Source organism: Pseudomonas sp. EMN2, assembly GCF_009650555.1.
GTDB classification, from domain to species: domain Bacteria; phylum Pseudomonadota; class Gammaproteobacteria; order Pseudomonadales; family Pseudomonadaceae; genus Aquipseudomonas; species Aquipseudomonas sichuanensis.
In genome coordinates, this window is the sequence record NZ_VZZR01000009.1 from 25,927 (window position 1) to 40,749 (window position 14,823).

The 14,823-nt window shown below is 52.8% G+C and carries 13 protein-coding genes; 2 read left to right on the forward strand and 11 right to left on the reverse strand.

Translation table 11 applies throughout. From position 1 onward, the window contains the following. Nucleotides 1-8 precede the first annotated feature (8 nt). The 4 genes from F6X61_RS26895 to F6X61_RS02450 all read right to left on the reverse strand — a co-directional run bounded on the left by F6X61_RS26895 (nt 9) and on the right by F6X61_RS02450 (nt 4,475). Nucleotides 9-422, reverse strand: a complete 414-nt coding sequence (locus tag F6X61_RS26895; protein WP_178125744.1) for a hypothetical protein — start codon at nt 420-422, stop codon at nt 9-11. A 399-nt stretch (nt 423-821) separates the two neighbouring features. After that, the gene (locus F6X61_RS02440) at nt 822-2,210 is read right to left on the reverse strand and encodes a hypothetical protein (protein WP_153785219.1); all 1,389 of its coding nucleotides are present in this window, start codon (nt 2,208-2,210) and stop codon (nt 822-824) included. A 9-nt stretch (nt 2,211-2,219) separates the two neighbouring features. Beyond that, nucleotides 2,220-3,716 carry a YqaJ viral recombinase family protein gene (locus tag F6X61_RS02445; RefSeq protein ID WP_153785220.1) on the reverse strand — a complete coding sequence of 499 codons (1,497 nt, stop codon included), beginning with the start codon at nt 3,714-3,716 and terminating at the stop codon, nt 2,220-2,222. A gap of 159 nt (nt 3,717-3,875) precedes the next feature. After that, nucleotides 3,876-4,475, reverse strand: a complete 600-nt coding sequence (locus F6X61_RS02450) for a hypothetical protein (RefSeq protein ID WP_153785221.1) — start codon at nt 4,473-4,475, stop codon at nt 3,876-3,878. 92 nt (nt 4,476-4,567) lie between these two features. Between F6X61_RS02450 and F6X61_RS02455 the strand changes: the two genes are divergently transcribed. After that, the gene (locus F6X61_RS02455) at nt 4,568-5,221 is read left to right on the forward strand and encodes a hypothetical protein (RefSeq protein WP_153785222.1); all 654 of its coding nucleotides are present in this window, start codon (nt 4,568-4,570) and stop codon (nt 5,219-5,221) included. 8 nt (nt 5,222-5,229) lie between these two features. Next, a complete protein-coding gene (locus F6X61_RS02460) occupies nt 5,230-6,051 on the forward strand; it encodes a hypothetical protein (protein ID WP_153785223.1) in 822 nt (273 codons plus the stop codon). A gap of 287 nt (nt 6,052-6,338) precedes the next feature. Here the strand turns inward: F6X61_RS02460 and F6X61_RS02465 are convergent, their stop codons facing one another. From F6X61_RS02465 to F6X61_RS02495, 7 genes are read right to left on the reverse strand one after another with little or no spacing between them, the layout of a single operon-like run. Beyond that, nucleotides 6,339-6,683 carry a hypothetical protein gene (locus F6X61_RS02465; protein ID WP_153785224.1) on the reverse strand — a complete coding sequence of 115 codons (345 nt, stop codon included), beginning with the start codon at nt 6,681-6,683 and terminating at the stop codon, nt 6,339-6,341. A gap of 19 nt (nt 6,684-6,702) precedes the next feature. After that, entirely contained in the window at nt 6,703-9,831 is a 3,129-nt protein-coding gene (locus F6X61_RS02470) for a hypothetical protein (protein WP_153785225.1), read from the reverse strand. A 5-nt stretch (nt 9,832-9,836) separates the two neighbouring features. Next, a complete protein-coding gene (locus F6X61_RS02475) occupies nt 9,837-11,912 on the reverse strand; it encodes an ATP-dependent helicase (RefSeq protein WP_153785226.1) in 2,076 nt (691 codons plus the stop codon). After that, complete coding sequence (locus F6X61_RS02480; RefSeq protein ID WP_153785227.1) at nt 11,902-13,218, reverse strand: hypothetical protein; 1,317 nt, start codon at nt 13,216-13,218, stop codon at nt 11,902-11,904. Before F6X61_RS02480 ends, F6X61_RS02475 begins: the two co-directional genes overlap by 11 nt. A 21-nt stretch (nt 13,219-13,239) precedes the next feature. After that, nucleotides 13,240-13,905 carry a hypothetical protein gene (locus tag F6X61_RS02485; RefSeq protein WP_153785228.1) on the reverse strand — a complete coding sequence of 222 codons (666 nt, stop codon included), beginning with the start codon at nt 13,903-13,905 and terminating at the stop codon, nt 13,240-13,242. A gap of 12 nt (nt 13,906-13,917) precedes the next feature. Further along, nucleotides 13,918-14,286 (reverse strand): hypothetical protein, encoded by a 369-nt coding sequence (locus F6X61_RS02490; protein WP_153785229.1) that lies wholly within the window; start codon nt 14,284-14,286, stop codon nt 13,918-13,920. 11 nt (nt 14,287-14,297) lie between these two features. Next, nucleotides 14,298-14,822: a hypothetical protein gene (locus F6X61_RS02495; RefSeq protein WP_153785230.1), complete on the reverse strand. Its 525-nt coding sequence runs from the start codon at nt 14,820-14,822 to the stop codon at nt 14,298-14,300. Nucleotide 14,823: the final 1 nt, after the last annotated feature.

Below are 14,823 nucleotides of genomic sequence, written 5' to 3' on the forward strand. Positions count from 1 at the left end.
ATTCGAGCCTACGCTGCGGGCTGCTCGAGCGCGAGGGCTACGAGGCTCAAGGCTACCTCGTTGCGCAGTGTCTCCCGCGCGTAGATCTTGGCTTGGTTGAGCCACTGGCTCCTGCTGAGATGAGGCTCCTTCGGGTCCAGAGGGTTGTTCTGGCGCCAGGCCTTCTCCAGCTTGCGGGCTTCCTCGCTCAGGTGGCTCTGCTGCGACTCCAGGTACTGGGTCAGTTTCCCCTGCGTGTGGAGTTGATCCATCAGCCGGGGATTCGTCTGGTACATCATCTCGTGCACCGTCCGCGCCCAGTACTCCAGGTCCTGCAGTTCCGCCATCATCGCGACTTCCACCGGCAGATCCAGCTGCTGCAGCTCGATCGGACTCATTGCGCTCGCCTGGCTGATCGCTTGCTGATTTGGTTGGGTTTTCATCGGGCTTTGCCTCTGGGTTTGGGCTGGGTTGGCGGGGAAGCTTGGCGGAAGGTACTACTTCTTCAACAGGCAGGAATTCTGCAGTCGCGTTTGGGAAGTAGGGAAAAAAATCGGACAACCGAAAATTCTGAATGTCTCGCGTCCAGTAGACGCGGCTCTGAAAATTGGGGTCTTGCCTGAAACCGAGTTTAGCGAGCGCCTCCAAATTTTCTGGTTTCCTGAGGCCTGGGCCAGCAAGTACCAGAGTGTGGTTGCCACGGCCGCTCAAGTCGCGCGCCATGATCAACTTCATGTCATAGGCGGCGAATGATACCCATCGCTTCATTGTGCTCATGCGAAATCCATCAGGTGCGCCAGGCGCAAAGCGCCTGGCTGGGGAGTAGAGGGTCTAGGCGCGGGTTAACCCATCCGCGGCGCTGCGCCAGCCGAACTGTTACGGACAGGACTTCCATCGGCATGCTGCTCAGCCTGCCGCAAAAGGGCATCGACCTCCCAATCGTCCAGGTGCTGCGAGAGTTCTTCCATACGACCCATGTCGGCACTCAGGGCATCGTAGTCGTACGCCTCATCGTCAAAGGCCTGCAGGTCACCTGTCTCAAATGCAGCGGGGGCAGCCATATCGCCTTGTGCCTGTGCAGTAGGCGCCGCGCCTGCAGGGGCATCACCGAACGCTGCCGCGCCCATTTCTGCCCGAGAAAGCGGCTTAGAGGCGTCCGGTGAGTTGGTTCCGGCCGCGCTGGCGCTTGGCCAACGAGCAGTCTCGTTTTGGAAAAGAGGCACCTGGGCAGTCAAGGTGCCTCCTGGCGCCGGCACGGTATCTACGACAACCATTCGGCCCGCCCTCGTTTCTTTCACGTGAAGGAAAGAATGCCGGAAGCCCTTCATAGCGTTCGGCTCAGCTTTGTTGAGGACGTAGGCCGCAGGAACCTTGAAATAGCTCTGGCCCGCCTTTTCAGCCTTGTTCACCAAATCACGCCCGACCTCAAGGCAAAGCCCTGGCAAAACGCTGAGTCGGACTGACTTCAGCTTTTCGTCGGTCCACTGAGGGTCCCGCTTGCACTCTTCGAGCGTCGTCAGAATTTTTTGGACAGCCGCGTTCTTGCCAACCTGCTGGCGCAACTCATCTACAGTCGGCAGGCGTGTACCCAACTCTCGATTATTCTGGTCCTTAAATACGCCACCAATCCCAAAAACCTTGAACGTATGGCTCTGAGCGTAACGGACAACCGCCATCGGGCGAGCACCGGACAACCCAGTCTCTTTCCAAAGCGGGCGACCCGCTACGTCATGGGTAATGTCACCCCCCTGCTTGAAACGCCAAGGCATAAGCTGCGAGACGATGGCGTCTACAAGTTGCTCCTTCGCCTTGTCGGCTGAAAGATTGACGCCAGCCATCTTTGGATCGAATGCGTAGACCTGGGCCGACAACATGTGCCTGTCGCTGTAGACAGCACCAGGTTGCATGACGGCATTGATGCAAAGGCCGTTTTTGTACGCGTGGAAGTACTCCGCGATGTACTGTGGAGTGTCACCATTCATCTTATGCAAAGATGCCTTATCGGCTCGAATAATGTCTCCCTTTGCTGGGAGATTTTGGTTTTCAGAGCGCTGCTGAATGATGATGTATACCGGCTGCTGGTTGTCATGCCGGATTGCGCGCAAGCGAAAAATCCGAGCATCACTTTCGGTTCCTTGCAATTCCGAGTCAACGACGGCAAGGATTGTCCGCGGCTTGGCGTCATCCAGCTTTCTCTTCATCGTTTTGGCAAATAGCGAATCGGCGTCCAAGATCTACTCCTAGTTCAAGCCCGGTGAGGCTCTCATGGGGATTGGTTGGTTTTCAGTACCATGAGCGGCGGACGCTGGGTCCGCAAACGCTGCACTGAGATGCCCCGTTTCCATCTCAATGGGTAGGAACGGCTCGAAAGCCGCATCAGGCTGATCCGCGAGTTTTGCCTCGTCATCAGCCATTTGCTCCTCAGAAATCCACGCGCCGAAGCGTGCGGCGGCAAGCCGCTCGTAGATCTCCAAAGTATTTTTGTCAGCGCCCTTCCTCGAAAGCTCAACAGCCAGCCCTGGCTTGCGGAAGGCGTCCAAATCAACATTGGAAGCGCGCAAGAAATTCTCCGCCTTCTTTGGGTCGAAGCTCTCTTCAAACAGGTGAGGTAGGTCGATCTTCCCCCCCAGGCGTTGGATCTCATCGAGAAGGGCGCCAATGTTGTAGCCAGGCGTATCTAGGCCAATTTCCTTCGCATTCGCGCCTCGCTCGAGCGCCTCTGCAACGACCTTGGAATGATCCAGCGCCGGCGTTTTCACTGTAACCGCAGAGATTGGGAGCTCCTTGTCCTGGAACGCTTTGCCGGCCAGCAAAACGTCGATCGCTTCCTGAGCTTCCTTGGCGGCATGTGTTAGGTGCTTCACTCCCGACTTCGCCATCAGATACTGCTGCTGGTACCGCTTGAGGTCCGCCTCTGTTGAGGCGTCCAGCTCAAGCTTTTCAGCTGGCCCAGGATTGGGGACAACGCCCTGCAGCACGAACTCATTCCAGCATCGCTTACCGGCAGCCAAGAGCTCGGCCTGAAGACTGCGCTTGAACTCAACTTGAAGGGGCACGATCCGGCAGCCAGGCATATCCATGGTGACCAATGAACGGGCCAACTCTGCAATACGCGAAGACTCCATCTTGTGGATGTTCTTCGTGAGGTGTTCTGACATGTCGGATGGCAAATCGAGCTTGGCCAGCTCCAGGCCGTGAATACGAATCCCCGCCAGATTCGCTAGTGTCGCGTAGTGGTGGAGTTGAATCTCGTAGTCGAACTCAATCTCTTCGCTAAAGGCTGACGGCACCTTGAGATCCACCAGAATCCGGCGGCCATCGACGATCGCGATCAGGTCTGGATTGCCAGCCATGAACTCGTAACCCGGCTGCTTCTTTGCGGCTTGAATGGCCGCCATCGCAGCGTGATCAAGCGTCGCGCCTGTCTTGATCAGGTAAGCCTGCAGGGCGAGTGACTCAAGCTCGTTTCCACGGCGCATGTGGAACGTCTCAAAAGCAGGGATCCGCTTCATGAGCTTGCCTTCGACAACATGAGCTATCGACTGGAAGCCTTGGTGCCGTCTCCCCCGGTAGTGGCTGACAATTGCTCCCATCTCGGAACCGCCAATGCCAGCTAGCCTTTTAGCGTGCCAAGCAGCCCGCTTGCCATGGTAACGATCAACGCCGTACGCCCAGCGCAGCGCGTCGTCCGGCTCGATGACAGAAAACTGAGGAAGGCTCTCGACAAAAGACTGCATATAATTGCATTACACCTTGCGCCTAGGTGCTTAAAAAAAGGGCCGAATGATACCCCTACCCATCTGACATGGTAGGCGGTACAGCCCTAAACGTCAACGAAGCGAGGCGGTCACCTGGCGAAGCTGCATGTTGCAGCGGTTGACGCGGAAAGGAAGGATTTAAATTGTGCGGCTACTAACGATGTCGAACTCTTGAAGTAAGTGGCCGACAGTTACGCCATTGATAGCACTCAAATCAAATACCGTGGCAACTTGAAAGTCACCTATTTCTTCTGTTCTAACGGTGTAAGCAATTACTTTAAGGTGAGAAAAACACTCGTCCTGGATGACGAAATCAAAAAGTGACGGATCTTTAACTGGATCGTTAGGATCATATACAGCGCCATTTGCATTCCTTCGCCAAATGTTAAATATTCTATCTAAAATGTCAGCTTTCGCGCGGCTTAATGATAGAAACCCAGTATGCTCAACTCCGCGAAGAGGATCTTCCGGAGCAAAGCCCAGTTTGTTCTTCATCCAAGTTCCGATTTCCACCGGGATGTACGCGATCGAGCTTCCATTCCCCTTGACCTGTCCTTCCCTAAGCAAATAGGCCTCTGCAGGGTTACGGTGGCCGTAGAGAAATGTGATCCCATTTTGAGGAAACTTGACGCTGGGGAACCGGCTCTCCACGCCATCAAGGCTGATAGAAGGGCCTATGGGCCTACCATCTCCTCTCACCGGATACCACAACACCGTGGTCAGTTTGATTTTCGACATACCTAGCTCCGCTGGACAACAATACCGGGTTACAACCGGGCAATGTACCCGCTAGACTATACCTGTTTTCTCTACAAGCAGGAATTCTAACCGTGCCGCACAAGCCTTCACCCCCTAGCGCAAGCGCCAACGTTGCAAGGCTGACCAAGGCCCGCCCTCTCCGCGGTTCTGACTTGATGCAGTTTGGCACAACTCATGACCTCTCGACGGTGGAGGCATGCACTGCCTTTGGGCTGAACACTGTCGCCATGTACGGCAAAAAGAATGAAGACCCTGAGTTGAACCCGCCGCTGGCAATTTTGATGCGCATCTATACTGCGTATCCTGAAACTGTACCTAAAATCAAGACGCCGACTTTTGATGAGCTTGTCGGCCTGATTCGCAGAGCGGAGCCTGGGTTCCCAGATTACTCGGTGGGGCCGCTTATAGGTGTCGACAAAAACTCGATCTACAGGATTCGTGAGAAAGGGTTCGAGTCATGCAAGCAGTACACCCAGGTGCTGTGCGAGTTGATCTACCGACTGCTGAGCGATGACCTTCGCAACTGGTCTATCCTAAAGGACCTTGTCCAGAGCGAGGCAGAATCTCGAGGCCAGGACCCTGAGGTAATCTGGAAAAAGGGTAAGTGGGTCACCAACAAGGGTCGCAAACCTGCTCTTGGCAAAGGTGAGCCAGAGACGGTCAAGGAATCAACCGGCAAAACCTCGACCAAGCCCAAGGCGATCGCCTGGGGTAAACCCGCGTAGGATCAAACATGGATTCCACGAGAGAAGAGTACTCGTCTGCAATCGCAGGGTTGAAGTCGGCCCTGGCCCAGGTTAAGCATTTTGCCCTGGAAGCTAACGCTATATCGACCGCGGTTTTCTTCTCGCCCGTCGGCCAGGCGCTAGAAGGTTGCCCAGTAGAGCTCTTCTTGAGCGCCATATCGACCTGGGAGGTCGAGGTCGACTCTGAACACGGCACAGTGCCACGGTACCCAGGCCTCGTTTCTGCATCGCCGGCACTCATCAAATCGATTGAAGCACTCAACGATGCAAAGCAGCGATTCGCCGCAGCGGGCGCAGGCCTTAGCGCGTCCTCAGCCAAGGAGAGGCGGGAGATTGCACGGCTTGCACTCCGACAATCAGGCCTCAGCCGCGCCCATCCCCTTCAATGCGCACGGACGGTGAGCATTGTCCGCCAAACCAGCTTAAGGTCGATCGGCTTTACCGAAACGAGGAAGTCGATCAGCTCTGTGACCATGCCGGTTTCGGAGGCTATCGCTAAGCTCACCCGTGCGGATGCCTGGGATCTCATTGAAGAAGTCGAAAGAAAGGTGGCGGAACGAGGTTGCAAGCAAGTTCGCTGGGTCAAAGCCGTGGCGCCGTTCCTCAGAGCGAACATTTCATTCCAGCAGGAGGATGCTCTCGGCAAAATGACCCTCCACGCCAGCCTACCTATCGTAGTGCCGCATGGCGCATGGCCAAAGAAGGTCAAATTTAATTTGCCGAAAGCCGAATCAGTGGGACGAACAAGGCGAGTCGCTGATGAGGATGTCATCCGGATAGGGGAAAACGCTTACCTCGACTGCTGCTGAATTACCCCAGCCTCATGCCCGAACGCTTGGCTGGTGCTGGTGCAGCTTCGGCGAGGGCTTTCAAAACACTACGCGGGCTAGGCGCCAATTCGGAAAGTGCCTGGCCACTGATCCTGCAGTCTTGGACCGGTCGACCACGAGTGATGTGGTCCCAGTTAATCGACTCGCAGATGAAATCGACTGGCTGGTCAGTGCCGTTCAGGCGAAAGGCCCCACCCAAGGCTGGGCCGCAACGTAGAAACGATTCAAAGCTCGCGAGACGCTGTTCGGCAGTACTAATCTTATCGTCACTGTGCATAGTCAATCACACCATCTTCCTTCTCACGGCCGATCTGGGGATTCGCGATCCCAAGCATCCGGCTACCATCGATAACATCTACGACCCTGCCATTTGTCAGATGTTCCTTCACGGTCTCAGGCACCCCTGCCAGCAAGATAAATTCAACAGGCGTCTTTTTAGCATCCTCACTGTCGCAGAGCTCGAGGATTAGATCTGCGCGTCCGACCTTTGTGATGAGGTTCACGCGGGCGAGCTCGAGGTCATCCCCGATATAGCCGCCCTCCCCGCCGTTCAAGATGATAGCAGGACCATCGCTCCCCCCAATCCCCACCAAATACTCACACAAAATCAAGTCACCGCCTCCTGTGAATTTAAGCAGCCGCCTCCAACCTTCGCAGCTGCTCTGCCGCAATTTGCTCTACAGCTTCCTGACGGCTAATGGGAACCCCATTAGCAGCATCCATTTTTTTCTTGACTGCTGCTTGCAAGTCAGGGACATGGGCAGCAAGGGTTTTCCTCGCCCATGCGGTCGATGGCCCCTCACGGTATAGGATACCACGAAGCATGCGCTCGTCGGCTTCAGTTGCATACGCCCATCGCTTAATTCCGCCCATTTGGAAGTGCAACGACAAGCGCTGAACTCCAGAACTGGTTTTGAACACTGCGAAGATTTCCGCCCCCTTTTCGATTGTGGGTTTGGTGATCTCGTAAAGGGCGTTACGCTCATCGTCGGTAAGATTGAGAAGCTGTTGCACCGACTTAGCCGAATTCATGGACTGGCTGACACCACATACAAAGAAAGTCGATGCCAGATCACGCAAGTTCTTCGGGAAGTGCTCAGGGAGCTGGGTGCCCAGTACAATACCAACCTGGTACTTGCGACCCTCAAGCCCGATCGAATCGATAATATCTAGGGCGCCTTTGACCACGCCAATACGATGGACCTCGTCCGCCAGCAGAACCTTATCAACTTGCGCCTGACGCTCAAGGAACATGTGGTGGTATGCAAGTACTTTGTCCGCCAGGCCTAGCTCACCTTGTCGCTGGGTCAACTCAAGACCGGTATCGAGGACGTTGACGAACATATCTTCAGTCTGTAGTCGCAACGCTACAGAGAAGAAGATCGACCGGCGCCAGTTATCATAGTCCGTGTCTTCGCGACCGAAAACGTTGGTCATATCGAAGACGCACGCACGAGCTTCCGATATATCGACATTGGTGATCCCGACCATGCAAGGGAATTGACCGATTGCAGCGTTCAAACAAAGAATGAGCTGGGATATTATCGACAGACCTTTATCAGTTACGGCATCAACATAGCGGTCTGCCAAAGAGTCCAGCGCGGCTACAATGTCCTTGAGCCTAGGCACGGCATGTCGTTGAGCAATCTTGGCAGCGTAGATCAGACTTTGATCGTTAGTTTCGATTCCCTTGCTAGCTAATGCGTCAACCACTTCCCAATAATATGGCGTATCAGCACTTGTAAACTCGATGCGATCGAGTGCGTCGACTACAATTGGGTTGGCCAAATTCTTTTTATAAACTTCAGCTGAATCACCGCGAGTTCTGAAATCTTTTTTTGCATAGGCTGAATCCACTGCCGCCCGCAGGATATCCATGACAACAACCATGTGCTCTGGTGTCGCGACACTAGCGCAGACTACGCTCAATGTTCGCATCAAATAGTTTACGTGGTCAGCAAGCGGGTAGCGAGCACACAGACGAGTATCGAAAAGGTTTTTAACCATCGTTGAATCATTGACAAACGTTCTGAACAACGCCTCATGCTTTCGATTATCCGGGAGAGATTCACGGATAAGATCGATAACACCCGCCGCCGACCCACCAAAGTCAATACCGCGAATATATGGCATCTCTTGCGCAAGCGGGTGATTTGCAAAGTAGAAATAGTGTTCAGAAATCAGATTCGACTTCCCAAAGCCCATGCCTCCACTGACAAGTGTGAGCATTGCGTTCTGAAGTTTACTGAGTGGTTGATACGGTAATAGTACACCGTCCCCAGTCCTGAACCAAATGCTGTACCGAGGATCCCACAGGCTGGCAGGCCGCATCAGGGGCAATTGCGTTATGCAGTCAAATTCGGGCTGAGGTGCTTTCGGACAAACTGGCGGCAACATGTAGCCGGCCGAAGCTGACATAGTCGATTCGACCGCACACCCGAAAAGGGTATCGACTTGCTGCCCTCCCCACTGCTGCAATAGTGTCTCAACATCGCGTGCACGCTTGATGAGGTTAGGGACCTCATATCGTGGAGATCCTGTCTTTGCGTCGAACGACACTGAATAATCCGACCACGTGGTCGCCGCCAGGCCGTAACCGAGCACCGCCCCACCCTTCTCGGCATATTGGCGAAGAGCACTGTCAGCCTTAGATATCTGGCGATTGCTTGGCGAAGCGAACGAGAAGAAACCAGCAAACAGTCGATTCCAATAATTCGCTTGTGAAGAGTTGGCCATTAGGCTGTACGACAAGCGAATCGGCAGCCTTCGCTTGTAGCACATATCAATCAATGTTTCTAAATGTTCGGGCCGTGTCGCACACTCCGCTACATGCATAGGAGCATACGCGCGCTCACCTATGATTGTGTACTTACCCAGGTCGAGAACATCTTCCAGCATCTGCTTGGACAGCTTTGGCGGCAACTTGAACGTCCAATCATTTGGCTCTAAATCCGCACGCTGAAGTCCACGAACGTTCTCCGGAACGTTATGAGTGGATCGATACAAAATGTCCCTAGGTGAAATTCGTGGCTCCCATCCTGGACCTGTTCCAGCAGGTATTAACGAGGCGCGCATAGCTTTCAGTGCTTTTCGGCAATCCAGCCTCTCGTAGGCATAACGCTGCTTAGGTCCGCGGTTGACCGAAAGGAACGTCATGACTTTATTGAGCTGTTGCTCATGAACCGCCTCGATCGCATCAACACCGACCTTAAAGCTCATGGCGTCCCGACCACGCCTGAAACCCATGATGCTACGCTTACGATCGTTCAACCCCCGAATCCTGTCTGTCTTCGGAAGGGAGTCCAAGTGGGTCACGACCAACAGAAACTGTTGCTCCCTTGCGCAGGACCTTCCATACACCTCAGTTTCTTCGAGCAGAATGTCTTCGGTGGCAAGGCCACGGCGCTTTCCCGCCTCGATCATTGCCCGGCGACTTTTAACGACCTCTTCGCGCATACCGTCAGGGTCAAACTCATAGGTCCAGAAAAGATCGAACCCTGCAGCCGTCTTATCTGCAGCGGAGGTCTGCATGAACTGGACCCAGGCCTTACGAAGGCCTTCAAACTGATCAGGAAAGTACTGCCCCATGTAGCCTTTGATCGAGATGACACTTACCAACGAACCGTTATACAAAGCGAGCACGTTGTTATTGTGTGGGCAGGCCACAGGATAGTACTGAGTATGATCCCTTTTTGACCAACCACGAAATCCGTCATACAGGTCTTCAGCAATACGGAGAGTAGCATCCACAAATCGCATCAATATCACCTAAAATGTAGTTTGAGAGCCGAGCAAAACGCATCTGCCGATTCGAGCTCGTCTTCATAATCAGTGGATGCATTATGTGTGGCATCCTGGGAAATTCTTAAACCTGGCTGGTAACCCATCTCCTCGAGGAACCTCGAGGGCTTGTAGATTTTTTGGTCGTTCCCACCAGGGAAACCGTACTGGTCGGAGTGGTAGAACTCACACTCTAGTTCAGCTCTGGTGAGGCCTACGAATGCAAGGCGTCGCTCTTCTTCAATATGCGAGAATGCAGCATCACTATCGTCAGCTTCATCCGATCGATTATCCAAGGGAAGCAAGCCTTCACTCATGCCTACGAGCAAAACAAACGGATACTCCAAACCTTTAGAACGGTGCAGGGTCGACAACGTGATCTGTGATCCTTTCGACTGTGACTGGCCCGAACTACGCAAGGAAATTTCAATGAAGATGTCACGCCAACTAATTTTTTCACCAGCACGACGCCGGTCGGCACACTCATGGTCCACGTTGTCTGCCAGCATACTAAGATGCTGGTTTTTGCGCTCACGAATCTGATCGTCACGCTCGCGCTCGAGAAGATTCATTGGGCCGTCAACCACCCATTTCAAAAATTCCTTAGCGCTATCTGCGAGTAAGATTTCATCTTGAATGTCCGCAAGAAAACGTGTCAACGGCGCAAGCCTTGTTGCGCTTACACCGGGAATAGTATTGGGGATGTCATGCAGGCTTGCGCTTTCATCTGCCAGCAGCCAATCGCACACCGAATAGCAACTAGCATCACCAAAGCCATCGATGAAGTTTGCTGCACTTTTCAAGGCGTTGATATCGCGCCCATTACTCGCCAAACGTACAGCAGAAACCGCAGCTACGACTTCTGAGCGATCGAATAGGCTCATACCGCCTACAACATGGTAATCGACCCCAGCGTTTCGCAGAGCCGGCTCTAACAGCATAGCCATACGATTAGTGCGGTATAAAATTGCGATATCTGCAGGGTCGATGCCTGAGTCAATCTTTTCACGGATGCTCTGCGCAATGGCAGCTGCCATTTCACGGCTGTGCGCATATTCGAACAGGTATGGATTTTCTCCGATTTCTCCGCTAGAAAACGGAGTTTTATCCAAGCGGGTAGTGTTGTGCTTGATCAGGCATGTGGCCAAATCAACAATACTCTGTGTCGAACGAAAGTTTTCCTCCATCGGAAGGCTGTGAGCGAGGAATTGCCTCTTGAATCTATGCAGATTGGAAACCTCTGCTCCGCGCCAACCATAAATACTTTGGTCATCGTCTCCGACCATGGTCACTGCGCAGTGGTTCTTCGCTATAGCAGAAATTAATTCGTACTGAATTCTATTAGTGTCTTGCATTTCGTCGACGATGACGTGAGAAACGTTAGACTTGATCAATCTCAGAAAATCAGAATCTTCGTGTGCTCGAAGCAACGGCAAATACAATAGATCGTCGAAGTCTACTGTGCTACTCCTACGTTTCTGCTCCTCATAGCCGCTTAGAGTTTGCCAGGCAATGACGACCTCATCAGAATTCAAGTCATGCTTATTAACTAGCGTTTCACAAATGTGCGACTTATTTTTTGAGGTATTATTGACGTTATATCCGGCCTGTCTCAATAGGCTCCAAGTGTTAAGCCAGCTCATCGGATCTAATCTTTTCTTGTCGGCAGAATCTTTGGCCTTTGGGAGCCCATAGTCTTTCGCCAATGCGCGGATCGATCGCTTAACGTCGGTATCAGACAGCAATGTGAAGCCGTCATTGAGGCCAAAGCCACGCGGGTCCACCTTCAGTAGTTTCAGGCCATAACTGTGAAACGTATCAAACGCGATATTGGTCGGAATTGTGCCATTGACCCGCTTTACGCGCTCCCGCATCTCCGCGGCGGCCTTATTACTAAAGGTGAGCATCTGAATATACTCACTCGCTTTTAGCGACGATGCGATAGCGATCGCTTTTCTAGAAATTACAGTAGTTTTACCTGAGCCCGCCCCGGCAATTACCAACAGTGATTGCGATGGATCAAAATCTAAAATCGCCTGTTGCTGGATATTAGCCTTCACGGTTAGCGGCCTCGATTTCCATGAGACAGGTACGATCCACCTTGGCGCTGAACTCCCATGGATCGAGACCGAGCAAATGTTGTTGTATGTGAATCGGGTTATTCTTTCTGATCTGGTATGGAGTTAGATTTTTCAGGGATGCTGGATAGAGCAGCTCCAACTGCTGTGCAGCATTGGGAATTCGACCTCGAACGGACATCGGGCAAACCACCCCGACCCGTCCGTTACCGTATGTCGTGATCTCCATCCCTGCTCCGTGTAGCTTCGCCGCAAGCTGCAGACAACGCATACGATCGAAAGCCTGTAGCCAGGCGGTCGACAAAGACTTAGCTATGCTAAATGTCCCCTGATTTCTTCTCAGCGTACCAACCCAAAGGTTTTCAGCAACAATGCCGTAGGCATATGAGATTGAGGCCGCCCTCGAGTTAGGTATTCGCAGGCCTGGGTTGGTCCATCCCCCCGCTACAGCAACGGCTTCTATCGTTACATCGCCGTACTGGCAGAGGAAATTCAATTCCGGTAGGGCGCACCACTCCCTAAAATTCCGTGCATCGTATGTAGTGCCAGCGGCTGACTGGTGTTCAACATCAACCGCGCCAGCTCCGTAGTTCATCAGCCGCCCAATGGTAGGGTCCATCGACTCTACCCGCACTTTGGCGAAAATCGGCTGATTGTACTCGGTAGCCCATGCAGTCAGGTCCATAGAGTTCGCCGGCAGACGTTCTCGTGGTATGAGGCGCAATTCACCTGTAGGCAGCGGTTCGGCGAGCATCAGGCTGGCCCATTGCGTCCTGGGGGCCCAGAAGCTGAAGACCTCGGCGTTCTCGAAGCGTCGGCTACGAGCTGCAGCTGTATACCTCTGACATGCCTGCTCCGCTATCCGCAACACTGGGGAGTTTTTCGCTGGCTGATCACTGCCGTAAAGCTGGCCTACAGCTTGAGGCATTCCATATGCAGGGTACTCAACAAGGCCAAGCTGCGCTCGTAACATTGCCGACGAATTACCGAGAATTTCTGCCAGGAGGGAAACCTGGTACTCAATGGACTGCTGGGAGATCCCCAGCTCTTGTACCATCTGAGATAGCCGAGTTCGAAAATAGTCATCAGCGGCTAGCCAGGGCACACGGTGCAACCCTGCCTCAAACAAGCTGTCTTTTGAGAGATTGGTGACCCAAAGAGTCTGTTTAGGTAGGCTCGCCGGCGCATTAAATGAAAATGGCTCTCCGCCATACTCGCATGCGACGTTGTCATCAGTGCTAAATGCAGACGCTTTTCTGAAAAGCGCAACACCCATTTTCGATGCCATTGGCGAACTCCTGTAGAAAGATCACTCGAATCCAGCGGCGTTTTCATACACGGCTTTCAGCCAGTAATGGGATGACTTTGCCCAGAACTTTGGGTTTGGCCAGAAACGCACCCCTTTTAAAGCTTGTTCTCGATAGTCAAAGTATTCGCTCGGTAAAAGTGATAGCGCGCGAACAAACTCTTCATCTTTATCATTCTTGTACAGCTGAACGTTAGCGGCCATATGGGCCGTTCTACCATTAAATGCAGTAAGTGCGTGCGACGCCGCTTCATACAGGTGGTGTGATGGTGGCACATTATTCGAGGTCGCAAGAATCAAGCTCGCAACAATCGAAATCTTCTCTTGTGTAAACTCAGGGAGCCAAATCAGACATCCCGGCGCAGACTCTTCATCACTGGTCTGCCTCACGACTGACCAGTTGACCGCCAGGGCGCTTGCACATAGCTGGCATAAACATTTTCCAGAATGTACTTCGCGAGTTACGAGAACCGGGCTATTGGTGTCGACTGGCACCATAAAGCCATGATTGACCTTCTTACTGGGACGGCTTTCGAAACCGCAGTGCTGGCACGTGTAACAATCCCGTTCGAGAATGCTAAATCCAATATCGGACAGGGAGCTGTTCAGTGCCCAGCCACCTAAAATTAGCTTTCCTGCCAACGCTGGACTGTCAACCGTACCAATCACCTTGGTAATTCCTCAGTAATTCACGTTCAGTTCAGACAGAGCGTTACTGGTGTTGCCCTGCCCGTTCGAGACGCTGCCGCTCGTGGCGATCAGTATTACGGGGATGATGGTGCAAAGAGCACCACCCAGAACGCCAAAGAACTGCCAAGTCAAAGGCTGATTCTGTTTTTTAGTCGAAATTGCTGACATGATTGACCAGCCGCAATAAATGAAACCACAGAGCGCAAAGAAACCCAGTGCAACTGGCCCAGCAGATTTGAATTCATCAATCCAGCCCGCCCAAATATCGGACCACTTGAAGTCCGCCGAAGCGTAATTGGCGTACATCGTCAGTAACAACACGCCAGCTGTGTTAAGTACTTTTTTCGTGACCTTCTTCATTTCCTGCTCCTTCATGATACAAAAATATTGCCAACACTTTTAGTGATCACATCTTTCAAGTGCATTGACATGATCAAAAGACTACCAGCTACAAAACGAGAAACCACAGACCATACCAGGTCACTTCTCGCCTCAATCTGAACGGTACCAATGCGCGACATCATCACGTAGGCTCGCCCCATAGTGACGTAACCAGTTATTACCATTAAACCCAGGGCAGCCATCAGGGCCGCTTCAAATCCAGAACCTCCCCCGCTGTACCCGTCGAGGCCCATGGGATTGGAGTTGGCCCAAAGTGAGCCTGACCATACCTTCACCCACATTGAAAGGTTCACCAGGCTCGCCCCGCCTATAAGCTTCCATCCAATGCTGGATACAGGTGTGATCAGACCATTATCACGTCGACCAAGCTTCACGATCTGTAGAACGCCAATGCTAAAGATCATAAAGCCAATAAACGCAAACACGTACATGATGGCTGCTAACAGTGATGAATATTCACTGCTGAAGCTAACCACCAGTTCGATCAAGTCCATG